Below are 25,436 nucleotides of genomic sequence, written 5' to 3' on the forward strand. Positions count from 1 at the left end.
TAAGTGACCCCGCGTTGCTGTTAAGGTTCCAGTTGCTGTTAAGGTTCCAGGGGCTCCTGGCCGGCAGCAGCCCTTTGGACCACGGCTTCGAGCTCATCCTTGGTGAGCTTCTCGCGGTGTCCGTGCTTGGTCCGGTAGGCGGAGCGGCCCACCATGTGCGCGGACACCGGCGCCGTGAGGAGCTGGAAGATCCACGCCACCAGCAGGACCGGCCACACCCACCAGGTGCGCATCTGCAGGCCGATGGCTGAGAGCATCAGGAACAGGCCGAGCACCTGCGGCTTGGTGGCTGCGTGCATGCGGCTCATCAGGTCCGGGAACCTCAGCAGGCCGATCGCCGCGCCAAGGGACATCAGCGCACCGACAATAAGGAACACCACGGTGACGGCGTCGATGACCACATCTACTCCGGAGGCATCAGGATTCATTGCTGTGTTCCCTCCTCTCGGCCACGAAGCGGGCAACCGTCACCGAGCCTATGAATCCAATGATCGCAAGGGCCACCAGCAACACCAGATTGTTGAGGTGCCGGTTTACCGCCATGTCCACGGCAAGCGCTGCGCCCACGATAGCCAGCAGGACGTCGGAGGCCAGGACGCGGTCCAACAGGGACGGCCCGATCGCAATGCGGATGATGGCGCCTGCAGCTGCGAGGCTAAGGATCACCGCCGTAGCCACCAGAACAAATTCCTTCACAGCGCTGCCCCTTCCAGGCCGGCACGAGGTTCGGCCTTCAGTGCCTCAACCTCTTCCCGGGTCCCCATAATCCGGATCAGCCCGGCCTCAATACCCTGCGTTTCGTGACGTATCTTGGCGATGTCCGCTTCCCCGTAAATATTGAGTGCGTGCAAGTACAGCGTCGACGTCGAACGGTCCACCTCCACCACCAGTGATCCGGGGATCAGCGATATAACGTGACCTGTTGCAGTCACCATGAGGTCCGAATGGCTCCGCAGGGGAACAGCGACGACGGCGCTCCGGACCTTGGGCCCCTTGACCACCGCCAGGTACAGAACCACGAAGCTCGCTGCCACCACTTTCGCGAGGAAGACCACGGCGAACGGAATGGCACGCAGGATATTGAACCTGCCGCTGAGCTCCACGGGCGGGAGGTAGAAGAACTTGGCAACCAGCACGGCGATCAGGGCGCCGAAGAGCAGGTTGCCCGGGCTGAAGTCCCGCCACAGCGCACCCCACACGATGACCAACCAGATGAGAAGCGGCAGTTCCGTGCGGAACGAGGTCGGTTTGCGGCTCATTTCGCACCACTGTTCTGAGGCAGGGGCGGCACTTCGACGGCGTCGCCCAGCACGGAATGGATGTAGGCCGAGCGGTCCAACATGATTTCAGCTGAACCGTCCGCAATCTGGAAGAGTGGACCGGCGAAGACCGTCAAAGCCACACCGAACACGACCAATGCCGCCGTTGAACCCACCATGGTCCGCGGCAGCACTCCGATGTTCCCGGGGGTCAGCAGCACGGGGTCCGGGTACTCGGCATCTTCAGGTTTGCGCCAGAAAGCCCTGTTCCACACCCTTGCGATGGCCAGCAGGGTCAGCAGGCTCGTGACGACGCCGCCCACTACCAGCACGATCGCCAGAGGCGTACCAAGCTCCACGCCCGCCTGCAGAAGCCCCAGCTTCCCAAGGAACCCGGAGAACGGTGGAATGCCTGCCAGGTTCATGGCCGGAACGAAGAAAAGCAACGCCAACAAGGGCGAGAGCTTGGCCAAGCCGCCAAGCCGGTCAATGGAGGAGCTGCCACCACGACGCTCGATCAGACCCGTCACCAGGAACAGGCTGGTCTGCACGGTGATGTGGTGCGCGACGTAGAACACCGCTGCGCCCAGGCCGGACACGGAACTGATGGCCAGCCCGAACACCATGTACCCGATATGGCTGACCAGGGTGAAGGACAGAAGACGTTTGATGTCACTTTGGGCCAAGGCACCCAATATGCCAACCACCATCGTCAGCAGTGCCACCACCATCAAAGGGACGTTGAGGGTATCCCCGGGGAACAGCAGTGTCTCAGTCCGGACCATCGCGTAAACGCCTACTTTGGTCAGCAAGCCGGCGAACACCGCTGTAACGGGCGCCGGCGCCGTGGGATAGGAGTCGGGAAGCCAGAACGACAGGGGGAAGACAGCCGCTTTGATGCCGAACGCCACCAACAGCATCACGTGCAACAGGTTCTGCGTGCCGGGGTCCAGTTCCGCCAGCTTGACGGCCAGGTCGGCCATCGTGATGGTTCCGGTGGCCCCGTAAATCATGGCAATGGCGATCAGGAACAGGACGGACGACACCACTGAGACCACCACGTACGTGACGCCGGCCCGGATGCGCGGACCGGTGCCACCCAGGGTCATAAGCACGTAGCTTGCTGTCAGCAGAATCTCAAAGCCGACGTAGAGGTTGAAGAGATCACCTGTGAGGAAGGCATTGGACACGCCCGCCACCAGGATGAGATACGTCGGGTGGAAGATCGAAACGGGCGCTTCCTGGTCGCCGTCAGCCATGCCTTGGCCTGTCGCATAAATCAGAACCGCGAGGCTTACCACGGACGAAACCACCAGCATGAGCGAGGAGAACTGGTCCACGACCAGCACCACGCCCCACGGCGGCAGCCAGCCACCCAAGGTGACGGAGGTGGTGCCGCCAGTCCAGACGGAGAACAGCAGAAGGCATTCCAACAGCAGTGTGGTGCTGAGGATGCCGATGCTGACTACGCGCTGGGCGGTCTGGTGGCGGATCAGCAGGAACGCCAGTGCGGCGCCCAGGATGGGAAGGAGGACAGCCAGCGGCGACAGGTTTGCGAGATTCACGCGCTGCCTCCTTCCTGAGTCGTTGTCGTGTTGGGGGTTTCCGTGGCTTCCGGATGGTTCCGGTCCGAAGTGCTTGACGGAGTGACCGCGAACTCCGAGGTTTCCAATGGCACGATCGCGTCGTCCTCAGCGTCGAAGCTGGGGGTCTTTGCCACGCGCACGTCTTCGAGGTCGTCCTGGATTTCATCCTGGCGGGCCAGTACCCAGGTGCGGTAGATGATGCCGAGCATGAATGCTGTCACGGCAAAAGAGATGACGATTGACGTGAGGATCAGCGCCTGTGGGAGAGGGTCGTTGTAGGAATGCGGGTCGGTTTCCTTGGTGAAGAACGGAGCAAGCCCGGCGTACCCTCCAGTACTCAAGATCAGGATGTTGGTCGCGTTGGCCAGCAGCATCAGCCCCAGGAGCACGCGCGTAAGGCTGCGTTCCAGGATGAGGTAGATGCCGCAGGCGTACAGGACGCCCATGACGATCAGCAGGGTCAGGTTGATGCTCATGCGGTACCTTTCCCGGAGCTGGATGGTTCGGCCGCAGCTTCAGCCCATCCGGCTTGCTCGGCTTGCTCGGCTTGCTCGGCGGCATCTTCCTCGGTGAGGGGTGCGCCTTGGCCTTCAAAATGCTCGTCGATTTCCGCACCGAGGCTGCGGAGGACGTCCAGCGCCAGTCCCACCACCACGATGTAGACGCCGATATCGAAGATCGTGGACGTGACGAATTTGACGTCTCCGAAGACGGGCAGCCAGAACTCGACAATGGCGCTCTGGAACACCTGTCCGCCAAGGAACAACGGAACGAAACCGGACGCTGCCGCCGTCGCAAGTCCCGTTCCCAGCAGTGTTCCGGCACTGACTGTCGCGGCCTCGCTCAACTCGAACCGCCCGCCGGCAAGGTACCGGATGGTCAGGGCGAGCCCTGCCGTCAGTCCACCCGCGAAGCCTCCACCGGGCAGGTTGTGGCCTGCGAGGAGGAGATAGATGGAGAATACGATCAGCGAATGGAAGATGAGCCGGGTGACGACTTCGAAAATGATCGAACGCCGCTCGGGTGCCAAGGTGCGGCCGGCCACCAGCCAGGCGTCACGGGTGACTGCCGTGAACTTCCGGGCGACAGCCAGCGTCGCGCTCGTCCGGGAGTCAGGCTCGACGCCGGTGCGGCGCCCCACGCTGCCTTCCGGCACAGCATCGGACGTTTTGATGCGGTCTCCGCGGCTGCGGACGAAGATCAGGCTCGCTACGCCCGTGGCGGCAATCGCCAAGACGGAAATCTCGCCAAAAGTATCCCAGGCGCGGATGTCCACCAGGGTCACGTTGACCACGTTCAAGCCTCCACCGCCTTCGTAGGCAAGGCGCGGGAAGTCGAGGGAAACCGGGGTAGCAACACGGGCACCCATGGCGTAGATCGCCACGAAGATCATGGTGATGCCGAACGCTGCGCCGATGATGACGCGGATGACCCTGAGCCGGCCGCCGGTCCTGTCCCGCAGCTCGGCAGGCAGGCTGCGCATTGCAAGAACGAAGGCCACCAACACAATGGTCTCCACGAGCATCTGCGTCAAGGCCAGGTCCGGGGCGCCCTGGAGCGCGAACATGAGAGCGATGCCGTACCCGGTGACAGACACCATCAGCACGGCGAGGAACCGCTTGTTGGCCCGGACCGCGGCCAGCGCTCCCACCACGATTCCCACGCCCAGCACCATCTGCAGCGGCGAGTTCGGGTCGATGAAGTAGATCCCGTCCGGCAGCGGCTTGTTGGCCATGACAATGGCAGCCAGGGGAACGGCGAAGGCTGCAGTGAGGATCACGGCCAGGTAGAAGTACAGTGAACCTCGCTGCGTGCGGCCCGTGATCCAGACGGCAACATCATCCAGCGCACCGATGGTGTTTTGGTAAGCGCGGTCGCCGTCGACCCAATCGGGCACCAGGCCCTGGACGCGGGCAACGGCGTTGCGGCCGTAGAACATCGCCGCTCCCATCACGAACGTCACCGCCGTCAGGCCCAGAGCGGGCGTCAAGCCGTGCCACAGAGCCAAGTGTCCGGCGTCGACGGCGTCCGGTCCGGTGGCGAACAGCGCAGCGTAAGGCTGAATCCAGGTGTCCACCGGCGTGGGCCAGACCCCGTACACGACGCTGAGCAGGCTGAGGATCGCCGGGGCAGCCAGGAACGAAGGCTTGATGGGTTTGAACGGAGTGGGCTCCACGCCCGGTTTGACCGCGAACGCTCCCCACATGAAACGGGCGCTGTAGGCGAAGGTGAGGATGGAGCCAATGACAAGGCCCACCAGGATCCAGATCCCCAAGGGGTCCTCATTGCCTGTTCCGAAGTGGACGAAAGCCTCAAAGACCGACTCCTTGGCAACAAATCCCGCAAGGGGCGGCACACCGGCCATCGACGCGGCAGCGATCGCCGCCACCACGCCCAGCGCGCGAGATGACCTGAAGACGCCGGAGAGCTTACGGATGTCACGCGTGCCGGACTGGTGGTCGATGATGCCCACCACGAGGAACAGCGTGGCCTTGAACAAGCCATGGGCCAGCAGCAAGCCCAGGCCGGCCAAGGCGGCATCGGGCCGGCCCAGTCCCACCACCATGGTGAGGAAGCCGAGCTGGCTCACAGTGCCGTAAGCGAGGATGAGTTTGATATCCGTCTGCCGCAGCGCACGATAGCCACCGATGATCATGGTGGCCAGGCCAAGCCCGAGGACCAACGGCAGCCAGAACTCCGAGGTCGCGAAGCCCGGCGCCAGGCGGGCCACGATGTAGATGCCGGCTTTCACCATCGCAGCCGCGTGCAGGTAGGCGCTGACCGGCGTCGGGGCCGCCATGGCCCCCGGCAGCCAGAAGTGGAAAGGGACGAGCGCCGATTTGGTGATGGCACCCACCAGGACCAGTACGACGGCGGCATCCACCGCGCCCTGCATGGGTCCGGTCATGAGCGCCCCGGCTTGGTCGAGGATGGCAGACACACGGTATGTCCCGGCTGCCTGGCCCAGGATGATCAAACCCACGAGCATTGCCAGACCGCCTGCAGTGGTGACCATCAGTGCCTGCAGGGCAGACCGTCGTGCCGCCAGACGGGTGCGGGCATAGCCGATCAGGAGGTACGACAGGATGGTGGTGAGCTCCCAGAAGACAAAGAGCATCAGGAGGTCGTCGGAGGTGACCAACCCGAACATGGCACCTGCGAAAGCAAGCAGTTGGGCACCGAAGCCCCCGAGGCCGGAGTCCTTGTTTTTGAAGTACCTGGCGCAATAGACAAGCACCAGGGAGCCCACTCCCAGAATGAGCAGCGACATGACCCAGGCAAGGGGATCCATGCGGAACGCCAGTTCCATGTGCAAACCGGGAATCCAGGGCAAGACTTCTTCTATGCCCCCACCGGAATATACGGCGTTGTACTGAAGGACCAGCCAAACAAAGGCGGCCGCGGGGACGGCGGCCAGAACGTAGAACGCATTCCTTCGAAGCGAGCGGAAGATCAAGGGCGCCACAGTTGCCGCTGCAAAGGTGATGGCAAGAACTGTGATCACTGTTTTCTCCGCAAAGTCAGGAAAGAATTGTCAAAAGTTGGAGCAGGCGGTCATACGTTGGGTTCGGTTCATCCAGTTTATCAAGGGGCCAGGACACTTTTAGGCCACTTTCCCGTCCCCACCGCCCGACGACTGCTGTTGTCCACATAGCCTGTCATCCACACGCAGTCCCTGCCGCCCCGATAGCATTCACACTATGAACGCGGCCGCAGTTCCCGAAGCCTCCAACCCGACATCCGAGCTTGCCTCCGGTCCGGTCACCTCGAAGAAGGGACAGATCCTTGCGTGGGCGTCCTGGGATTGGGGATCTGCAGCCTTCAACGCTGTCATGACGACCTTCGTTTTCACCGTTTATCTCACGTCCAATGCCTTCGGGGGAGAAGACGCGGCATCGGCTGCTTTGGGCGCCGCGCTTGCCATAGCGGGCCTGGCCATCGCTCTCCTTGCACCGGTTACGGGTCAACGCTCCGATGCGGGCGGGCGGCGGAAGCTATGGTTGGGCGTCAACACGGCCGCCACAGCACTGCTCACGGGACTGTGCTTCTTCGTCTTCCCCCGGCCCGAGTTCCTGCTCCTCGGAGTCTGCCTGATCGCACTCGGCAATGTTTTTTTCGAGTTCGCCGGGGTGAACTACAACGCCATGCTGGCCCAGATCTCCACCCCCCGGAACATCGGTAAAGTCAGCGGTTTTGGGTGGGGAATGGGCTACCTGGGCGGGATCGTGGCGCTCCTGCTGGTCCTGCAGCTTTTTGTCCAGCCATCCTTCGACTGGTTCGGTGCCTCTACCCAGGATTCGCTCAATATCCGGCTGGTCGCTGTCTTCTCGGCCCTGTGGTTCTTCATCTTTGCCCTCCCGGTGATGTTTGCCGTCCCTGAGGTCTCCGTGAAGAAGGACACGGCGGCCCTGGGATTCGTCGACTCCTACAAGTTGCTGATCCGCCGCATCGGGGCCATCTACAGGACCAGCCCCCACACCATCTACTTCCTGCTGTCCAGTGCCATCTTCCGCGATGGTCTGGCCGCAGTCTTCACTTTCGGCGGCGTGATTGCCGCCGGGACCTTCGGTTTCGAGCTCAAGGAAGTGATCTTCTTTGCCATCTTCGGCAACGTCGTTGCCGCTGTTGGCGCGGTCATTGGCGGCTTCCTGGACGACAGGATCGGACCCAAGGCCGTCATCGTGTTGTCCTTGATCGGCCTGCTGACCGCGGGAACGTTCATCCTGGTCCTGGGCAATGGAGATTACGTCTTCTTTGGCAATGCCTGGCCCGGGACATCCACCTTCTGGGTCTTCGGGCTTCTCCTGTGCCTGTTCGTCGGGCCGGCACAGTCATCCTCCAGGGCCTACCTCGCCAGGCTCGCCCCGGCAGGTGAGTCCGGGGAGCTGTTCGGTCTCTACGCCACCACGGGGCGGGCCGTCAGCTTCCTGGCACCAACCCTGTTCACTCTCTGCATCACAATCGCCTCTCCCCTCGTCCCTGCCGGGGAAGCCCAGCGCTGGGGCATCCTGGGCATCATGGCAGTGCTCCTGGCGGGCCTCCTGGTGATCCTTCCCGTGAAGCCGCCGGCCAAAGTGGAAGTAGCCGTAGTACCAGAGCGTTAACTACATAGGACCGGTTCGGCGTCGACAACGTACCGGAGCGGTTCAACAGAGTTTAGGGTGGAGCTATGAACGTGGAAGAGACCGAACTTCCGGGCCTCGGCATCCGGAAGGACTTCGTGACGGCTTCGGGCCGCCGGATCGGCGTAGTAGAGCTGCGCGAAGGAGAAACCGAGCTTTTCGTCTCGACGTGGGATGACCCGGACACCTGCCAGGCCTCCATTCCATTGACAGCGGACGAAGCATCGACGCTCGGGAACCTTCTCGGCGGGCAGCACATTGCCATGCGCCTGGCAGAAGCACACCGCGAAGTCCCCGGAATCGTCACACGCCAGTTCTCCATCACCGCTGATTCGCCGTTCGTGAACCAGGCCATGGGGAAGGCCCAAATCCGCACACGCAGTGGTGTCTCCATCGTGGCGATCATGCGTGAAGGTGAGGTTGTCCCCTCGCCTGCACCCGACGTCGTTCTTCACACCGGTGATCTGCTTGTAGCGGTCGGCACCCAGGAAGGACTTGACTCGGCAGCCGACATCCTCCGCAACGGCTGACTCGAATGGATCCGCTCGCATTAGCCCTCGTTGAACTGGGGGCCGTCGTCTTCTGCCTCGGCCTCCTGGCTCGACTAGCGGGCCGAATCGGCATGTCACCCATCCCCCTTTATCTTGTGGGCGGATTGGCCTTCGGTGCCGGCGGGTTCGTCAAGCTCGACGGAATGCACGAGTTCGCACACCTCTCCGGCGAGATCGGCGTCATTCTGCTGCTGCTTATGCTCGGTTTGGAATATACGGCGTCAGAGCTTGTTACGGGCCTGCGGCGTTCGTGGCAGGCAGGCGTCATGGATTTTGTCCTGAACTTCCTGCCGGGCGCAGGGCTGGCAGTCCTTCTGGGTTGGGGGCTCGTGGGGGCAATCGTCATGGGCGGCGTTACGTATATCTCCTCATCGGGTATCGCGGCCAAGGTCATCACCGACCTTGGCCGGATCGGTAACCGTGAGACGCCGGTGGTGCTGTCCATTCTGGTGTTCGAAGACTTGGCCATGGCCATCTACTTGCCCATCCTCACGGCAATCCTGGCCGGCGTAGGGTTCCTGGGCGGGCTGCAGACGGTGGGCATCGCCTTGGCCGTTGTCACAGTAGTGCTGGTGATCGCCCTCAAGTACGGTCAGCGGGTTTCGCAGGCCATCCACAGCGAGAACTCCGAGGTCTTCCTGCTCAATGTCCTTGGCCTTGCCTTGTTGGTGGCGGGAATTGCCTCCGCACTTCAGGTATCGGCCGCCGTGGGAGCCTTCATGTTGGGCATCGCCATCTCCGGCGCCACCGCCCACAACGCCACCCGGATCCTCGAACCCCTGCGGGACTTGTTTGCGGCTATCTTCTTCGTGGCTTTCGGACTTAACACTGATCCGACTTCGATTCCGCCCGTCCTGGGCTGGGCCCTGCTGCTGGCCGTGCTCACTGCTGCCACCAAGATGCTCACAGGCATCTGGGCCGCCAAGCGGGCCGGAATCGCCAAACCGGGCCGGTTCCGCGCGGGGGCGGCATTGATTGCCCGCGGTGAATTCTCCATTGTCATTGCCGGCCTTGCCGTCGCTTCGGGAGCTGTTCCAGACGAACTCGCGGCGCTGGCAACGGCCTACGTCCTCATCATGGCCATCCTTGGCCCTCTGGCGGCTCGTTTCGTGGAGCCCGTGGTCAAGTCCCTCCGAAGAACCCCCAAAGCCCCGCCACGGACCCCGGACCACGCTCCGGCGTAGCGTCTCACCTTTGAACCTTCACTGAGGGGCGACGTCTCAACCGAAACAGGCCGCTAGCCAAACCTCGCGGCTCAAAAAGCTAGATGGACGTCCGGTGGAAGTTCAGGTGGCTGCGGCTTGCGGTGGGTCCGCGCTGGCCCTGGTAGCGGTTGCCGTATTCGCCGGAACCGTAGGGGTGCTCAGCAGCGGAGGTCAGGCGGAAGAAGCACAGCTGGCCAATCTTCATGCCCGGCCACAGCTTGATGGGCAGCGTAGCCACATTGGAGAGCTCGAGCGTGACGTGTCCGGAGAAACCGGGATCGATGAAGCCGGCGGTCGAGTGCGTCAGCAGCCCCAAGCGGCCCAGGGAGGACTTGCCTTCCAGCCGCGCGGCGATGTCATCGGGCAGGCTCACGGTTTCGTAGGTGGAGCCGAGCACGAATTCCCCGGGGTGCAGGATGAAAGGCTCGTCACCTTCCACTTCCACCAGGCGGGTCAGCTCGGGCTGCTCTTCTGCCGGGTCGATGTGGGCGTATTTGTGGTTGTCGAAGAGCCGGAAGAACCGGTCGATACGCACATCCACGGAAGACGGCTGCACCATCGCGGGATCGTACGGCTCAAGAACAATCCGTTGGGAGTCGATTTCGGCACGTATGTCGCGGTCAGAGATCAGCACGTCATCAAAAATACCCCATAGGCCAAATACCCCATGCATTGTCCGGGCCGCCCCATGGGACTATAGTTCCCGGACATGTAAAGCCGCGCCCGTACTTGGGGGCAACGAGCAACCGCGGGGTAATTGTGAACAAACTGGCAGCGCCTGCCGCTATTGTGCTGGCTGGCGCACTGGCACTTTGCATGGCCGCGTCCAGTCAGATCCTGCCGGCGACCGAGGCGGCACCTGGCGCAAGCGCCACTCCGTCGTCCAGCGCCCCTTCCGGACTGGCGGTCCCTGAGGAAAGCCCGACGGCGGCTCCGTCACCATTGGCGGTGGACCCTGCCGGGGGCGGGTCTGAGAGTCCCATGCCTACGACCGAGCCGTCGCCTTCCCAAACGCCTGCTGTGCGCGAAAGCGGTCCGGTGGCAGTCGACCCGGTGTTTGAAACACCTCCGCCGGTGCCGAACATCGGACCATCGTGGGGGCCGGATAATCCGTCGGACCCCAGTCCGGGCACTCCGCCCACTTCTTCCCAACCGGCTGAGGCCCAGCCCACTCCCCAACAGAACGCTGGCGATGGTACCCCCGGCTCGACGCCGACAGGTGAGGCAGCCGGCCCGGCGCCTACCCAAGGAGCTACGCCAACAGCCGAGCCGACACCAACGGCCCAGCCCACAGCGGAACCAAGCCAAACGCCGACACCAAGCCAAACGCCGACACCCAGCCAAACGCCGTCGCCAATAACCACCCCAACCGCCACCGCGCCGGAAAGCCCCGCAGCCCCCACGGCTCCAGCCCCCACCGCCACGCCTTTCCCCGGCAAAGCCCCGAACCAGGATCCCCAGCTCGAAGACGGCGCACTCGCGCTCCTTCCGGATAACAACAGCGCGGCCATCCTGACGGTGTTCAACGCGATCAACAGCTACCGGGCATCGCTGGGCCTGGCCCCGGTGAAGTACCACGCGACGGTGGCGAGCCTGGCGCAGGAGTGGTCCAACAACATTGCAACGCGCGAAGTGATCCAGCACCGGCCCAACTTCTGGACCGACCCGCGGGCGATGAGCCCGAACAATGGCGCAGGCGAGGTCATTGCTGTGCGCTGGGACCGCGACGCCGCGCAGCTTGTGGAGTGGTGGAAGGGCTCACCGGGGCACGATGCTTTGTTGCGCGATCCCCGGTTCAATGTGATGGGCATTGGCATCACGTACACGGATGGCAATTGGCAGACGACGCCCAACCGCTACACACTTTGGGGCGTGGTCAACTTCTTCGGCTACAAGACACTGCCGGCAGGGACCACCAACAGCCCCGGCGGAACGGTCACACCGCCGATTGATCCCGTGGCTGTCTGTGAACCCGGCTCGAAGCACCAGCCGCCAACTGTCGACCTGGGTGCGGCCTCGATCAGCAGCGCCGCCGATCTTGTGTCCATCGCAGGTGACGGTTCCGTGGTCGCCTACCCGTCCTGGGGCAACGGCAGGTTTGGTCCGGGCAAGCGGATTGGGGCCGGATTCGTGGGCCTCAAGGATCTCTTTGTGACGGACTGGGACCGCGATGGGGTCTTCGACCTGCTGTATCAACGCCTCGACGGTGCGCTGCTGGTCTATCCCGGCCTTCAAAGCGGCGGATTCAAGGATCCTGTGATGCTGGGCCAGGGGTGGGGAACCCTGAACATTTCCGTGGGGACCTGGTGCGCCAACAACAGGCTGCCGCAGATCGTCGCCATGGACCAGGGCGGCAACCTTTATCTGTACAAGAACACCGGGCTGAGCTACATCCGCAGCCAGGCAGCGATTGGGACAGGAAACCCCTCCGTCCGGGTGACCATGGTGGACTACAACGCCGATGGCTTTGAGGACCTGCTCGCTACCGAACCGAACGGGACCTTAAGGCTGTACAGGGGCAGCGGTTTGGGCACGCCCAAGCAGGAATCCCGGCCCGTGGTGGGCAGCGCGTGGACCGATTACATCGGGTTGAGGGCGTTGAGCGGGCTCACGGGGCCTGACTCCGTGGGCGTCGCCGGCCTGGACCGCAACGGGCTGGTGGAGTACTGGGACCTCAGTTCGGGACGCCTCACCACCCCGGTCACTATCGGCAACGGCTGGGGTGGCCTGAGGTTTGCCAGTTAGGAGCTGGCTTCGATCGCGGTCTTGAGCCGCTCCAACTGCCCGACCTCGTCTTCCAAGGCCTTCTGGATCATCCCGTTCATGAGCTTCCGCAGCCCTTTGGGATGGTACTCCAGCGCGAAGCGGAGCCGGGTGGTGGCGCCCTCGGTGCTCAGGTAGTAGCCCCCTGTGGGTCGGGCGGGTCCGGCGACGACGGCGTACCGGACTTCCGCTCCGGGGCGGGCTTCGGTGATGGTGAAGTCGGCTGCGATGGGACGGCCACCGGGTCCTGCCACGGTCTGCTGGTACAACGCGCCCTTCTGGCCACGGATGCCGGACCGCAGCGCGATGCTGCGCACATCGGAACGCCAGAGGGAGTTGTTCATGCCGTCCATGAGGAAACCGTAAACGGTCATGGCGTCCCGACTGATCACCACTTCATTGGCTGCGAATGCCACGGAAAACCCACTTTCGGCCTACGGTTCAAATGTCGTAGCCGGGTTCCCCATACACTGCAGCTAACACCTTCAGAATAGTCAGCGCAGCGCCGGGCGCGACACACGGGCACCGAGCCTTGACCGAATGGTTACCTGATGACTTTTTTGGTGCACACTGCTGACACGCGCCGTCCTGCCGGGTAGAGTCCTGCCGCTGGCCAAAAACCGAGTGGGGGACGACATGCGGGTTCAGGATCGAGCAGGGACACCGAAGAATGCCCGACGCCGTTGGGCGGCCCGCGCTGCCCTCCTCGCCACCGTTCTGGCCGGCGCCCTCGCTGCCGCGACCCCTGCAACAGCGGCACCAGCCACCACGGCCCCCGCAGCCAGCCCCGCCAAGCTGCCCGCCGCCGTCGTGAATGTTTTGGTTCCTGCAGCAGCGAATCCGCTGCCGGGGCTCGACCCCGTGGGCGATCCCGCCAACCTGTCCGCCCTGGTGAACAAGGCCCGTCCGCTCAACCCTATCAGCCATGCTCCGGGGGATCTGGTGAACGCCCGCGGCTCGGGCCAATATCTGCGGGCCGAGGCGGCTGCCTGGCTGAACGGGCTCTTCCAAGGCGCCGCCGATGCCGGGACGGGTGGGCTGGCTGTGGTGAGCGGCTACCGTTCCTACGCCCAACAGCAGCAGGTGTACGCCTCCTATGTGAGCCTCTATGGCCAGGCGCAGGCGGACCTGATCTCGGCCCGGCCCGGCTACAGCGAGCACCAAACGGGCTTGGCGGTGGACGTCGGCAACTCCAATGGTTCCTGCGGCCTGAGCACCTGTTTTGGAAACACCGCCGCGGGTGTGTGGGTGGCCGCGAATGCCTACAAATATGGGTTCATCGTCCGCTACCCGAACGGCTACACCAACATCACGGGGTACAGCTACGAGCCCTGGCACCTGCGCTATGTGGGCGTCGACCTGGCAACCGACATGAAGCGTCGGGGGTTCGCGACCCTGGAGCAGTACTTTGCCGGCAACCCCACTATGTACGCGAGCATCACTTCCGGAGCGGACCTCGTGGCCGCGGACGCGGCAGGCAGGCTCCTTCGCTACCCCGCACTGCCCAGCGGAGGGTACGGCGTCCCGAACCAGATCGGTTCCAACTGGACGGGCCTGAAGCAGGCTTTCGTGGTGGACTGGGATTCGGACGGGGTCTACGACCTCCTGGCCCAGTGGAGCAACGGGACCCTGGGCCTGTTCAAGGGCTGGCCGGGCGGCGCATTCTCCACCCAGATCGTGGTGGGTACGGGCGACTGGGACGCGATGACCATCACTGTCGGCAAGTGGTCCAGCAATCAGGGCTACCCAGGCGTGGTGGGTTACTTCCCGGACGGCGGTCTGCGCTACTACCCCAACACGTCCGGCAGGGCGTTGACGTACCGGGTCGATATCGGGACCGGTTGGGCCGGCATGGGGTTGACCATGGCGGATTGGGACGCGGACGGCGCCAACGACATCCTTGCCACCACCACTTCCGGCGTCCTGCTCAGCTACCCAGGCAACGGCTTCGGCGGTTTCAAGGCACTGCCAAGCAGCATCGGATCCGGGTGGGGAACCATGAAGGCCCTTGTTCCCAGCTTCGGCTTGTCGGGACCGGGGACACGGAGCATCACCGCCCAGACGGTTGATGGGTACTTGGTGGACTACGGATTGGGCAATGGCGTGTGGGGCGCCCAACGTCAGGTTGGCAAGGGCTGGAACGGCATGAAACTGTTCAGGTAGGGCACTTCCGAGGTGGGGTGAGCCGGCCGGAGTGCCTGTCATTGGGAGCCGCGCAACTGCGCTAAGCTAGGACTCGCCCGGTTGATTTCCGGCCGGGCAGCGCGGGCGTAGCTCAATGGTAGAGCGCTAGCTTCCCAAGCTCGATACGCGGGTTCGATTCCCGTCGCCCGCTCACAGCGAACCCCGGATCCTCAAGGATCCGGGGTTCTTTTGTTTGCATGCCTGGAGACGTGACGGCGGATCCCGCCAGGATCAGACCGTCTGCGGTTCCTGCACGATCCGCAGCACCCGACGGCGGTCCCGCAGATCCACCTTGAGGTGCAGCGAGGACTTCCGGGCAAGGACGACGGCGACTACCGCTGCGGCGATTGCCGGCACCCCGCCTGCCACGAGGATGGCCAGGTGCGGACCAAGGTGCTCTGCAAGCCATCCCATCATGGGTCCGCCGATGGCCTGACCGCCGATGAGCACCACCAGGTAAAGGCTCATGACGCGGCCGCGGATGCTCATGTTGGAACTGGTTTGGACCATTTGGTTGGCGGCGGTGAGGAACATCAGGCACCAGAAACCGGAGAGGACCATGGTCACACTGAAGAACACCATGGATGGCATCACCGAAGCCAGGCACAGCATCAGTCCGTACAGGCCTGCGGAGAGCACCACCGAGCGCAACCGCAGCTGCCTGCGGCGGGTGGAAGCGACGGCGCCCATCAGTGCACCGAGCGCAACCATGGCGTTCAACAGTCCGTAGCCTCCGGCACCGGCGTCGTACACATGGTCCGCAAAAGCGGCCAGCAGCACCGGCATGCTCATGGCGAAAACGGCCACGAATCCGGCCATCAGCCATGGCCAGTAGATGGTGGGCTTGCTGAGCGCGTAGTTGAGGCCTTCGCGCAGCATGCCCTTCTTTCGGGGTGTCGGCTGGCTGAGGTGGAGCTGGTCCTTGCGGAGGATCATCAGCATGGCCACTGTGGAGCAGCAGGCCACGGCGTTCCCTGCGAAAGCCCAGCCCGCGCCGACGGCGGTCAGCAACCAGCCGGCCAGCGCCGGACCTATGAGACCGCCAAGCTGGAAGGTGGTGGAGTTGACGCTGATGGCATTGCGCAGATAGGTGGGTCCGACGAGTTCGTTGACGAACACCTGCCGGGCGGGCTGGTCGAGGACCGTCACAAAGCCCAAGACCAATGCGATGACGTAGACGTGCCAGACCTGGACCGTGTGGGTGAGGGACAACACCGCCAAGGCCGCCGCCAGCACCGCTGCCGCCGACTGGCAGATGATGAGGATCTTTCGTTTGGCGAAGCGGTCGGCAATCATGCCGCCCCAGGGGCCAAGGAACAGTGACGGCATGAACTGCAGGGCCACGGTAATTCCGACGGCGGTGACGGAACCGGAGAGTTGGAGCACCATCCAGTCCTGGGCGATGCGCTGCATCCAGATGGCGATGACCGCGATGAAGTGGCCGATCGCGAAGATCCTGAAGTTGGGCACCTTCAAGGAAATGAAGGTGTGCCGCCAGGGCAGCTTTTCACTCACGACGGCGAGTGGCTGGGTGACGGTGTCCGGCTGCTTTGTCTCCGGCAGGCTTGCATCCGGCTGGGGACCAGCTGACAGGGAATCGATGACGGGCTGGCTGACGTGTGCCGCTGAAGGCGGTGGGGGTGCCAAGAGTAGTCCTCGGATGGGAGTTTCGGTGGGATGCGTTTAACGCTAGGGTTGCCAGCAGCAATTGTGGAAGCGTATTGCGCCTATAACTAGCATTGCGGAACGCAATGGGCTCCCGTCCCCGCGCAGTACTCCGTCCCTGCGCTGACCTGCGCTTTGAGGAGTTCCGTGTTCGAACCCGTCCAGCTCCGCTCCTTCCTCGCCGTTGCGGAAACGCTGAGTTTCACCAAGGCCGCAGAGCGACTTGGACTTGCCCAGCCGACAGTGAGCCAGCACGTACGGAAGCTTGAGGCGGCCGCTAAGCGGGTCCTCGTGGCCCGCGATACCCGCGAGGTCAGGCTCACCGACAATGGGGATGCCATGGCCGGTTTTGCCCGCAGCATCCTGGCGGCCCACGATTCCGCCGCCCGGTACTTCTCAGGTTCGGCCATGCGTGGGCGCCTCCGCTTCGGCACTGCCGACGACCTCGCCATTACGGGCCTCCCCCGGATCCTCCGCGAATTCCGGCAGCTGTACCCACAGATCAACCTCGAACTCACCGTCAGCCAAAGCGATCAGCTCTACAAACGGCTAAACGCCGGGCAACTGGACCTGGTGTTCGTGAAGTGGGTGGCCGGGGCCAAGGAGGGAACAGTGGTCCGGCACGACAACTTCGCGTGGGTAGGCGTGGAACAGACCGTTCTCGAGCCCGGCGCACCTGTCCCGCTCATTGCCTACCCCGCCCCGAGCCTCAGCCGGAAACTCGCGATCGATGCTTTGGAAGCCGAGGGCCGCACCTGGCGGATTACCTGCAGCACCAAGCAAATCAGCGGTGTCCTGGCAGCGGTCCGGGCCGGCATCGGAGTTGCGGTCATGCCCGCTTCACTGGTCCCGGAGGACCTGAAGGTGATCACCCAGCGGTTCGGGCTGCCGCCGGTGGGCGACGTCGACTTCACCCTGATCCGCAATCCGCTGGCCAACGCGGAGGTCATTGACGCCTTGACCCAGGCCATCATGGGTCGGACGCTGAGCAAGTCGAATTAGGCTTCGAAGGTGTTCGAACGGACACCCCGGTTAGCTGGGTAAGCGCATTCCCGGTATCGTGGGGCGCATGACCGACCACCCTTCGCTTACCGAGCTGACCCCTGGCATTTGCTCCGTCACGCTCCGCTCCCATGGAATTCAGGATGTCGTCCGGATTGCGGCTGACGCAGGGCTGGCAGGAATTGAGTGGGGCACAGATGTCCACGTCAGCGACGCCGCGTCGGCAGCTCTCGCCAAGGAGTCTACGGAAGCCGCCGGGCTGGCGGTCCTGTCGCTCGGTTCGTACTACCGTTGCGGCGCATTTGGGGATTTCGACCGCATCTTGGATCTCGCCGAGACCGTGGGGGCACCGAGAATCCGCGTCTGGGCAGGCGAAACCGGCTCTGCGGAGGCCAGCAAGGAGCTGTGGGAGGCGATAGTCACGGACACCCGGCGGATTGCCGACCTTGCGGCTGCCCGGGATATATCCATCGCCTTCGAGTACCACGGCAACACGCTCACAGACTCCCCCGCTACGACGCTGGAACTGCTGGACCGGGTCGATCACCCGAACGTCGGGACCTACTGGCAACCCGCCGTCGGGCTTTCAGACCAGCAGGCGCTGGACTCGCTGCACCAGGTCCTCCCGCACGTGACGGGCGTGCACTGCTTCTCCTGGGGACCGGCGGGCGAGCGCTTCCCGCTTCGGAACCGAAAGCTGCTGTGGCAGGCGGTTTCGGATGTCCTCCGAGGCAACGGCAAGGACCTGGACCTCATGTTGGAGTTCATCCAGGACGACCTCCCGGAGAACGTGCTCAGCGACGCCAACTTCCTGCACGCGCTCACGCTGGGCGAGGACTAGGGCAGGCCAAGGAGGACGCCGCAGCGAGTTCGCTGCAACACTGCGGTCTCGTACGGAAGCTTCCGGCGAAACCGCAGGCTTCCGGCGATTTCGGCACAAGCAGGCCTTAAAACTCCGTGCTGCGGCGCAGCTGCACAGATCCGCTCACCGGAGGCGTGTCCGGATCTCCCGCCGCGAGGCGCCCAATATCTTCCAGCGGCAGGTGAACCGTCGACAAGGCGGGGCGGAAGTCGCGCAGGGTTTCAATATCATCGAAGCCGGCAAGCGTGGCATCGCGGGGAATCCACACACCCTCCGGACGCAGGGCTGCCGTGACCCCGATGGCCATGACGTCATTGACGGCGAAGATGCAGAGCCGCTCCTTGGAGGTCTTGATCCGTTCCGCTAACGCCTGACCGGCCCGGAAACCCCCGGCACGATTGAACCCGGTGCGGATGACTTCGGCGGCCGGGCGTCCGGCGTCGGACAGGCCGCGCTGGAAGCCGCGGACGCGGTCATCTGAGGTGAACAGCCCCTCGGGGCCGGCAATGATCACGAATCCGCCCTCGTGGCTGGCCGCGAGTTGTTCAGCCAGCCCGGCAGCCAGCTCCTCATTGGGCACCTTCACCACGTGATAGCCCTCTGTTGCGGTGGCCCCCACCACGGGGTGGCCTACGACACCCACCTGTCCCCCGTTGCGGCAATAACGGTCCAACTCGGCAGCCAGTTCGGCGTTGCCCTGCTTGTCTTCTTCGCGTGCCGAGCGGGAGCCGGCGATCACGATGGAGTCGGCGCGGCGTGCGGCGAAGGCAGCCACGGCTTCCTTCTCATCTGCAGGAGCTCCGGAGGTGCTGGCCAGAAGCACCATGCGGTTCTGCTGGCGGGCGGCCTCCTGGACGCCGCGCGCAATGGCCGAGAAGTAGGGGTCGGCGATGTCGTGGACCACCAGTCCGATAAGCCCCGAGCTCGATTTCGCAAGGGCCTGGGCTTGCGCGTTGGGAACGTAGCCAAGCTTGTCGGCGGCCTCCCGTACGCGCTCCGCAATGTCTTCGGCAGGCTTCCGGGACGAGCCGTTCAGGACCCGGGAGGCCGTGGCCAGGGAGACCCCGGCCAGGCGGGCAACTTCACTCAGCGTACTGGCGGCCACGGGGAGACTCCTCTTCTTCAAGCGCCGGGGCTGGCGCTAAGGAAATTATGGCAGCTACGCGACAATTTTGGGAAAGCGCTTGCCAAGCAAGCCGGAAATGGTGCATTATCGATCCCAGTGGGAATGCGCTTTCCAACACTGAAAACCAAGCACCGGCTTCCGCGCAGCGACCGGCACACAAGGCATTTGGAGAAAACATGGGCTTCGAAACAAAGACGATCCGTATCGCCATGAACGGCATCACCGGCCGAATGGGTTACCGCCAGCACCTGCTGCGGTCCATCCTTCCCATCCGCGATGCAGGCGGCTTCACCCTTGAAGACGGCACCAAGGTCCAGGTGGAGCCCATCCTGGTGGGCCGGAACGAAGCGAAGATCCGCGAACTCGCCGAGCTCCACAAGGTCTCGGAGTGGACCACAGACCTGGATTCAGTCATCAACGACCCCACCGTGGATGTCGTTTTCGACGCCTCCATGACCAGCCTCCGCGCAGCCACCCTCAAGAAGGCAATGCGCGCCGGCAAGCACATCTTCACAGAAAAGCCCACCGCGGAGACCCTCGAAGAAGCCATCGAGCTGGCACAGATCGGCAAGGAAGCCGGCGTGACCGCAGGCGTCGTCCACGACAAGCTCTACCTGCCCGGACTGGTAAAGCTTCGCCGCCTGGTGGACGAGGGCTTCTTCGGCCGCATTCTCTCCATCCGTGGCGAATTCGGCTACTGGGTCTTCGAAGGCGACGTTCAGGCCGCCCAGCGCCCGTCGTGGAACTACCGCAAGGAAGACGGCGGCGGAATGACCACGGACATGTTCTGCCACTGGAACTACGTCCTCGAGGGCATCATCGGCAAGGTCAAGAGCGTCAACGCCAAGACCGCCACGCACATCCCCGCCCGCTGGGACGAGGCCGGCAAGGAATACAAGGCAACCGCCGACGACGCCTCCTACGGCATCTTCGAACTCGAAACCCCGGGCGGCGACGACGTCATCGGCCAGATCAACTCCTCCTGGGCCGTCCGTGTCTACCGCGACGAACTGGTTGAGTTCCAGATCGACGGCACGCACGGTTCCGCCGTCGCCGGTTTGAACAAGTGCGTTGCGCAGCAGCGCGCGCACACCCCCAAGCCGGTCTGGAACCCGGACCTGCCCGTGACCGAATCCTTCCGCAGCCAGTGGCAGGAAGTCCCCGCCAACGCAGAGCTGGACAACGGCTTCAAGCTGCAGTGGGAAGAATTCCTGCGCGACGTGGTCGCCGGCCGCGAGCACCGCTTTGGCCTGCTCTCTGCCGCCCGTGGCGTCCAGCTGGCCGAGCTCGGCCTGCAGTCCTCGGCCGAGCGCCGCACCATCGACATCCCGGAGATCACCCTCTAATGACGTCACTGATTCTTCCTACAGACGACGGCGGCACCCGCGAGTACCGCCTCCAGGCCGCCACAACATGGGCCAAGCCAACCGCTCCCTTGACGGCCCGCCGCGCCTACGCCGCAGCCCACGTCATTCCCGAGGTCGCCGCTGACAACACCCCCGGCGCGCCGGCACAGCTGGACTGGGACGCGACGTTGGCTTACCGCCACGAGCTGTGGTCCTACGGTCTGGGCGTCGCCGACGCCATGGACACCGCCCAGCGCGGCATGGGCCTGGACTGGGCAGCAACCCAGCAGCTCATCAAGCGGACCGGTGCCGAGGCAGCTTCGGTGGTGGCCGCCGGGAACGCTGCCGTTGCCGGCAAGTCCGTCCGCGACCTCGTCTCCTGCGGCGCGGGCACCGACCAGTTGGACATCGCAGCGCTTCCCGACGGCGCAGCCGGAGTCCAGGCGGTGATCGAGGCCTACCGCGAGCAGATCGCCGTCGTCAGCGAAGCTGGTCCCAAGGTGATCCTGATGGCTTCGCGAGCCCTCGCCAAAGTCGCCAACGGCGCCGACGACTATCTGCACGTCTACTCCACGCTGCTCCAGGAAGTGGACCAGCCGGTCATCCTGCACTGGCTCGGCACCATGTTCGACCCCGCGCTGGCTGGCTACTGGGGCTCGGACGTTGTTTCCGTAGCAACCGAGACCTTCCTTAGCTTGATCCGCGAGCACGCAGACAAGGTCGACGGCGTCAAGGTTTCGCTGCTGGACGCCTCGCACGAGGTCGCCCTCCGCGCGAACCTCCCGGAAGGCGTCCGCCTCTACACGGGCGATGACTTCAACTACCCGGAGCTGATCGACGGCGATGGAGCCAACCACTCGGACGCCCTGTTGGGCATCTTTGCGGCCATCTACCCGGCCGCGTCGGTCGCCCTGCAGAAGTACGACGCCGGTCAAGGCGCCGAGGGACGCGCCATCCTGGACTCCACCCGCGAGCTCGGAAAGCACATCTTCAGCGCCCCGACGTTCTACTACAAGACCGGGATCGCCTTCATGTCTTGGCTCAACGGCAAGCAGCCCGGATTCCAGATGGTGGGGGGCCTGCACTCGGGCCGTTCAGTGCTGCACTTGGCGAAGACCTTCGAACTGGCGGACCAGGCCGGCCTGCTGAAGGACCCCTCCCTGGCGGCGTTCCGGATGTCCGACTACCTGCGCATCAACGGGGTGGGCGCATGAGCGACTTCTCGCGACTCTCCCTCAACAGCGCCACCACCAAGAAATGGACCCTGGCCGAAGCCGTGGATGGTTGCGCCCGTGCGGGCATCCCGGCCATCGGCCCCTGGCGCGACCGCGTGGCCGAGGCCGGGCTGGACAAGGCCGCCAAGCTGATCAGGGATGCCGGACTGCGCGTTTCGTCCTTGTGCCGCGGCGGGTTCCTGACGGCAGCTGACGCCGAGGGACAAGCAGCGGCTCTGGCTGACAATTTCGAGGCCGTCCGTGAAGCGGTAGCACTCGATACCCAGGAATTGTTCCTTGTGGTCGGAGGGCTCGCACGCGGTGAGAAGGACGTGGTGGCTGCCCGCCAGCGAGTGGCCGACCGGCTCGAGGAACTGGTTCCGTTTGCTACGGAAAACGGCGTTCGCCTGGTGCTGGAACCGCTGCATCCGATGTACGCCGCTGACCGCGCGTTGATCTCCACCCTTGGCCAGGCACTTGATCTCGCCGCGCCGTACGACGCGAAGGCCGTCGGCGTCGCCGTCGACACCTTTCATGTCTGGTGGGATCCGGAGCTGAAGGCCCAGATCGAACGGGCCGGACGTGAAGACCGCATCGCTTCCTATCAGGTGTGCGATTTCAACCTGCCGATCGCCGCCGACGCGCTGCTCTCGCGCGGGATGATGGGCGACGGCGTCATCGACTTCGCGACCATCGGCACCTGGGTCAGGGACGCCGGATACACGGGCGACATTGAGGTCGAGATCTTCAACCAAGAGATTTGGGACGCCGACGGCGACACGGTCCTGGAAACCATGAAGCAGCGCTACGCGGAGCTCGTCCTCCCGTTCGCCTAACAACGTGGTCCTCCCGCGGATGCCCTAAGCGCCGCGGGAGGATCGCTCCAAATACCAGCGGGTTCCTGCCAAGGTCACGGCGGGGGCCCGCTTTTGCGCGTGCCAAGGGTGACAGCAATTACGAGGCATTCGCGGCAAGCTCCACGCGGGTCTTCGGCAGGCCGATCAAGGTGACCGAACCGCCGTCGTTCCCTTGCAGTTCGAGACTGATGTTGCGCGTCTCCGGCTGCGGTTCCACTGTGCTGACCCTGAAAACTTCACCGCCGATCCGCAGCCGGTCGCCGTTCCTGACCGTCTTGAGCTTTGTATCTTTGCTTGCGGTCATCTATTTGTCTTTCCTGGAGTCGTCACCTTGTGTTTCGCGGAGTTCCTCGCCGCGGCTCACAAGTTCTTCTTCCTTTTTCTGCTGTTTCTCGCTGCGTTTGGTGTCCCGGGGAGGAAGCTGGAGGCTCTCCTCAGCCTCAATGCCGCCCTGGAGCTGACGGCCGCGTTCCATCTCGGCATCGAACTCGGCGCCGAACAACAGGGACATGTTCAGGATCCACAGCCACAGCAACATGATGATGACGCCGGCCAGAGCGCCGTAGGTCTTGTTGTAGTTGCTGAAGTTGGCCACGTAGAAGCCGAAGCCCAGGGAAGCCAGGGCGAAAATGACGAGCGCGATCAGTGAACCCATGCTCATCCAGCGGAATTTGGGCTGTTTGACGTTGGGAGTGAAGTAGTAGAGGACAGCAATGATAGCCACCACGATCACGATGAGGACCGGCCACTTGGCGATGTTCCACACGGTCAAGAAGACATCAGACAGGCCGATCGCCCCGCCAATTGCCTCGGCCACCGGACCGCTCAGGACCAGCATGGCCGCCACCAGGGCAGCCCCCACCACAGCTACGACCGTCACGGCCAGCATGGTTCCGCGCAGCTTCACAAGACCGCGGCCTTCGTCCACTTCGTAGACGCGGTTCATTGCCCGGCTGAAGGCCGTGACGTAACCGGAGGCGGACCAGAGGGCCACAAGGATACCGAAAACCAAGGCGAAGCCCGCAGCGTTTGATCGGGTGAGCTCTTCAATGGGTTGGCGCATGGCGTCGACACCTGGTCCAGGCGCGAATTGCTGGACGATGTCAAGGATGGCCGAGGTGGTCTTGCCTGCGTCACCAAAGAGCCCCAGGACGGAAACCAGTGCCAAGAGGGCCGGGAAGAGCGACAGAACAGCGTAGTAAGTCAAACCTGCCGCGGCATCGGGACACTGGTCCTTGCTGAACTCGCTCAGCGTGCGCTTGGCAATGTAGGTCCACGTAGGCTTGGCGAGGTCGTTGGGACTGTCCGGCTTGGTGGAATCTTCCGGAGAGGGCGCAGTCCGCGCCTTGCTCGTACTGGTGTGGGCTGAGTCTTGTGTAGTCATGAGGCACTCGTCCGTGGGTAGTTTGCGCGAACAGCTGACCCATCAATACTAAGCATACTGATGAATACTGCGGAAGAACCCCGGCGAAAATACCTTTGTGTCAGGCCAATTTACTCGCCAGCAAGAACTCGAATGGCGACTCAATTACTGAGCGGATCACCTGGCCGGCGGCGCCCAGGAGCGTACCGGAATGCTCCAGTCCGGACACCGTGAGGTTTCCGGGGGCCAGGAGTCCGGGAGCGTGCCGTTCCAAGCCGGCCAGCAGCGACGGCCTGAGCCACTCGCCCAGGACGGCAAAATGCCCACCAAGGACCACGGCCTCAATATCCATCAACCGCGCGGCCGAGGCGAGCGCAACGCCCAGGTAGCGACCGGCGTCGTAAACCGCCGCGGTGGCTCCCGGCTCACCGGCAGCAAGCGCCACCAGCAGCATGTCGGTCCGCTCGCCCAGTGTCCCGGCGGCAATCCCGGCCGCTTCGAAAATGGCCTCCTGGCCGGCAAAAGTCTCAAGGCAGCCCGATCCACCGCACGAGCACGCAGGGCCTTCGGGATGGACCACGATATGGCCCAGCTCGCCCGCCGACCCACCCGGCCCGGTGTACAACTCGGAGCCGATGATGACGCCGCCACCAACGCCGACCTCACCCGAGACGTACAGGAAGTCGGGCGCCCCTCCGCCATACCAGAGCTCGCCGAGGGCTGCGCTGTTGGCCTCGTTGGAGAGCTTGACGCCAAGCGGTGCCCCCTCGAGCAGGGACCGGGGGTGCAACTTCTCGTTTTCCCAATGGAGGTTGGGGGCGGACAGCACGACGTCATTCTTTTCATCCACCAGCCCGGGAACGGCCAGCCCGCCGCCTAGGATAGCTATGTCCTCCGCGGCCGCCGCCGCCTTCGCCTCAGCGGCCAGAACAGCCAGCTGATCCATGACCTGCATGGGCGGAACTCCGCGGTTCCGCGATTCAACAGCCGAATGGAAGCGCAGGTTCCCGGCAAGATCCACCAGGCCTACAGCCAGATAATCGACGTTGATCTCCATGCCCACGACGCCCCGGCGGGAGTTCAGCTCCAAACCCTGGCCAGGCCGCCCCCGCTCACCATCGCGATAAAGGCCAACCTCCGACACCAGCCCCGACTCGACGAGATCCGCCACAAGACTGGAAACCGCAGCCTTGGTCAGCCCGGTGCCGGCAGCAAGCTGCGCACGGCTGGGCTTGCTGTCAGCGGTTCTGGCAATCGAGTCCAACACCAGCGAAAGATTTCGACGGCGGACGTCACCCACGCGTCCGGGCGCAGTTGGCTCATTCATCAG

At 63.9% G+C, this 25,436-nt stretch carries 24 protein-coding genes and 1 tRNA gene; 11 read left to right on the plus strand and 14 right to left on the minus strand.

Annotation, left to right across the window (positions count from 1 at the left end):
• Nucleotides 1-38: 38 nt before the first annotated feature.
• Genes mnhG through ACFUOZ_RS11410 form a run of 6 tightly spaced genes read right to left on the minus strand, consistent with a single transcriptional unit; the run spans nt 39 to nt 6,350 of the window.
• Complete coding sequence (gene mnhG / locus ACFUOZ_RS11385; RefSeq protein ID WP_377548041.1) at nt 39-428, minus strand: monovalent cation/H(+) antiporter subunit G; 390 nt, start codon at nt 426-428, stop codon at nt 39-41.
• A complete protein-coding gene (locus tag ACFUOZ_RS11390) occupies nt 418-696 on the minus strand; it encodes a monovalent cation/H+ antiporter complex subunit F (RefSeq protein WP_377548043.1) in 279 nt (92 codons plus the stop codon). Before ACFUOZ_RS11390 ends, mnhG begins: the two co-directional genes overlap by 11 nt.
• Entirely contained in the window at nt 693-1,259 is a 567-nt protein-coding gene (locus tag ACFUOZ_RS11395) for a Na+/H+ antiporter subunit E (protein ID WP_377548046.1), read from the minus strand. Before ACFUOZ_RS11395 ends, ACFUOZ_RS11390 begins: the two co-directional genes overlap by 4 nt.
• Nucleotides 1,256-2,824 (minus strand): Na+/H+ antiporter subunit D, encoded by a 1,569-nt coding sequence (locus ACFUOZ_RS11400; RefSeq protein WP_377548048.1) that lies wholly within the window; start codon nt 2,822-2,824, stop codon nt 1,256-1,258. The genes ACFUOZ_RS11395 and ACFUOZ_RS11400 overlap by 4 nt, the downstream gene beginning before the upstream one ends.
• Entirely contained in the window at nt 2,821-3,321 is a 501-nt protein-coding gene (locus ACFUOZ_RS11405) for a Na(+)/H(+) antiporter subunit C (protein WP_377548050.1), read from the minus strand. The genes ACFUOZ_RS11400 and ACFUOZ_RS11405 overlap by 4 nt, the downstream gene beginning before the upstream one ends.
• Nucleotides 3,318-6,350: a Na+/H+ antiporter subunit A gene (locus tag ACFUOZ_RS11410; protein WP_377548052.1), complete on the minus strand. Its 3,033-nt coding sequence runs from the start codon at nt 6,348-6,350 to the stop codon at nt 3,318-3,320. Before ACFUOZ_RS11410 ends, ACFUOZ_RS11405 begins: the two co-directional genes overlap by 4 nt.
• A 196-nt stretch (nt 6,351-6,546) precedes the next feature.
• Here ACFUOZ_RS11410 and ACFUOZ_RS11415 point away from each other — a divergent pair, with 196 nt between their 5' ends.
• From ACFUOZ_RS11415 to ACFUOZ_RS11425, 3 genes are all read left to right on the plus strand, one after another.
• Nucleotides 6,547-7,950, plus strand: a complete 1,404-nt coding sequence (locus ACFUOZ_RS11415) for an MFS transporter (protein ID WP_377548054.1) — start codon at nt 6,547-6,549, stop codon at nt 7,948-7,950.
• A gap of 65 nt (nt 7,951-8,015) precedes the next feature.
• Nucleotides 8,016-8,498, plus strand: a complete 483-nt coding sequence (locus tag ACFUOZ_RS11420) for a cation:proton antiporter regulatory subunit (RefSeq protein WP_377548057.1) — start codon at nt 8,016-8,018, stop codon at nt 8,496-8,498.
• A 5-nt stretch (nt 8,499-8,503) separates the two neighbouring features.
• Nucleotides 8,504-9,703, plus strand: coding sequence for a cation:proton antiporter (locus tag ACFUOZ_RS11425; RefSeq protein ID WP_377548059.1), 1,200 nt, complete (start codon nt 8,504-8,506; stop codon nt 9,701-9,703).
• A gap of 79 nt (nt 9,704-9,782) precedes the next feature.
• Here the strand turns inward: ACFUOZ_RS11425 and dcd are convergent, their stop codons facing one another.
• A complete protein-coding gene (dcd, locus tag ACFUOZ_RS11430; protein WP_021474048.1) occupies nt 9,783-10,358 on the minus strand; it encodes a dCTP deaminase in 576 nt (191 codons plus the stop codon).
• A 196-nt stretch (nt 10,359-10,554) separates the two neighbouring features.
• Entirely contained in the window at nt 10,555-10,707 is a 153-nt protein-coding gene (locus ACFUOZ_RS11435; protein WP_377548061.1) for a hypothetical protein, read from the minus strand.
• Between ACFUOZ_RS11435 and ACFUOZ_RS11440 the strand changes: the two genes are divergently transcribed.
• A complete protein-coding gene (locus ACFUOZ_RS11440; RefSeq protein WP_377548063.1) occupies nt 10,706-12,469 on the plus strand; it encodes a CAP domain-containing protein in 1,764 nt (587 codons plus the stop codon). The two genes, ACFUOZ_RS11435 and ACFUOZ_RS11440, sit on opposite strands and share 2 nt — an antisense overlap.
• Here the strand turns inward: ACFUOZ_RS11440 and ACFUOZ_RS11445 are convergent.
• Nucleotides 12,466-12,903 (minus strand): SRPBCC family protein, encoded by a 438-nt coding sequence (locus ACFUOZ_RS11445; RefSeq protein ID WP_262276256.1) that lies wholly within the window; start codon nt 12,901-12,903, stop codon nt 12,466-12,468. The two genes, ACFUOZ_RS11440 and ACFUOZ_RS11445, sit on opposite strands and share 4 nt — an antisense overlap.
• Before the next feature lie 220 nt (nt 12,904-13,123).
• Between ACFUOZ_RS11445 and ACFUOZ_RS11450 the strand changes: the two genes are divergently transcribed.
• Nucleotides 13,124-14,650 (plus strand): D-alanyl-D-alanine carboxypeptidase family protein, encoded by a 1,527-nt coding sequence (locus tag ACFUOZ_RS11450; protein WP_377548066.1) that lies wholly within the window; start codon nt 13,124-13,126, stop codon nt 14,648-14,650.
• A 101-nt stretch (nt 14,651-14,751) separates the two neighbouring features.
• Nucleotides 14,752-14,822, plus strand: a tRNA-Gly gene (locus ACFUOZ_RS11455).
• Between the two features lie 80 nt (nt 14,823-14,902).
• Here the strand turns inward: ACFUOZ_RS11455 and ACFUOZ_RS11460 are convergent.
• A complete protein-coding gene (locus tag ACFUOZ_RS11460; RefSeq protein ID WP_377548067.1) occupies nt 14,903-16,318 on the minus strand; it encodes an MFS transporter in 1,416 nt (471 codons plus the stop codon).
• A gap of 165 nt (nt 16,319-16,483) precedes the next feature.
• On the opposite strand from ACFUOZ_RS11460, the gene ACFUOZ_RS11465 reads away from it, so the two are divergent.
• The gene (locus tag ACFUOZ_RS11465; protein WP_024818365.1) at nt 16,484-17,338 is read left to right on the plus strand and encodes a LysR substrate-binding domain-containing protein; all 855 of its coding nucleotides are present in this window, start codon (nt 16,484-16,486) and stop codon (nt 17,336-17,338) included.
• 67 nt (nt 17,339-17,405) lie between these two features.
• Nucleotides 17,406-18,179 carry a sugar phosphate isomerase/epimerase family protein gene (locus ACFUOZ_RS11470; protein ID WP_377548070.1) on the plus strand — a complete coding sequence of 258 codons (774 nt, stop codon included), beginning with the start codon at nt 17,406-17,408 and terminating at the stop codon, nt 18,177-18,179.
• 106 nt (nt 18,180-18,285) lie between these two features.
• Here ACFUOZ_RS11470 and ACFUOZ_RS11475 read toward each other — a convergent pair whose 3' ends face one another.
• The gene (locus ACFUOZ_RS11475; RefSeq protein WP_377548073.1) at nt 18,286-19,305 is read right to left on the minus strand and encodes a LacI family DNA-binding transcriptional regulator; all 1,020 of its coding nucleotides are present in this window, start codon (nt 19,303-19,305) and stop codon (nt 18,286-18,288) included.
• Nucleotides 19,306-19,502: 197 nt separating this feature from the next.
• On the opposite strand from ACFUOZ_RS11475, the gene ACFUOZ_RS11480 reads away from it, so the two are divergent.
• From ACFUOZ_RS11480 to ACFUOZ_RS11490, 3 genes are read left to right on the plus strand one after another with little or no spacing between them, the layout of a single operon-like run.
• Nucleotides 19,503-20,672 (plus strand): Gfo/Idh/MocA family protein, encoded by a 1,170-nt coding sequence (locus ACFUOZ_RS11480; RefSeq protein WP_377548075.1) that lies wholly within the window; start codon nt 19,503-19,505, stop codon nt 20,670-20,672.
• The gene (locus ACFUOZ_RS11485) at nt 20,672-21,886 is read left to right on the plus strand and encodes a dihydrodipicolinate synthase family protein (RefSeq protein WP_377548077.1); all 1,215 of its coding nucleotides are present in this window, start codon (nt 20,672-20,674) and stop codon (nt 21,884-21,886) included. The genes ACFUOZ_RS11480 and ACFUOZ_RS11485 overlap by 1 nt, the downstream gene beginning before the upstream one ends.
• Entirely contained in the window at nt 21,883-22,722 is an 840-nt protein-coding gene (locus ACFUOZ_RS11490) for a sugar phosphate isomerase/epimerase family protein (RefSeq protein ID WP_377548079.1), read from the plus strand. The genes ACFUOZ_RS11485 and ACFUOZ_RS11490 overlap by 4 nt, the downstream gene beginning before the upstream one ends.
• A gap of 118 nt (nt 22,723-22,840) precedes the next feature.
• On the opposite strand, the gene ACFUOZ_RS11495 is transcribed toward ACFUOZ_RS11490, so the two are convergent.
• The 3 genes from ACFUOZ_RS11495 to ACFUOZ_RS11505 all read right to left on the minus strand — a co-directional run bounded on the left by ACFUOZ_RS11495 (nt 22,841) and on the right by ACFUOZ_RS11505 (nt 25,433).
• A complete protein-coding gene (locus tag ACFUOZ_RS11495; protein WP_377548081.1) occupies nt 22,841-23,047 on the minus strand; it encodes a hypothetical protein in 207 nt (68 codons plus the stop codon).
• Nucleotides 23,048-24,127, minus strand: coding sequence for a YihY/virulence factor BrkB family protein (locus tag ACFUOZ_RS11500; protein WP_377548083.1), 1,080 nt, complete (start codon nt 24,125-24,127; stop codon nt 23,048-23,050).
• A 100-nt stretch (nt 24,128-24,227) separates the two neighbouring features.
• Nucleotides 24,228-25,433: an ROK family protein gene (locus ACFUOZ_RS11505; protein ID WP_377548085.1), complete on the minus strand. Its 1,206-nt coding sequence runs from the start codon at nt 25,431-25,433 to the stop codon at nt 24,228-24,230.
• Nucleotides 25,434-25,436: the final 3 nt, after the last annotated feature.

Source organism: Paenarthrobacter sp. NPDC057355, from assembly GCF_042667405.1.
In the GTDB taxonomy this organism is placed as follows: domain Bacteria; phylum Actinomycetota; class Actinomycetes; order Actinomycetales; family Micrococcaceae; genus Arthrobacter.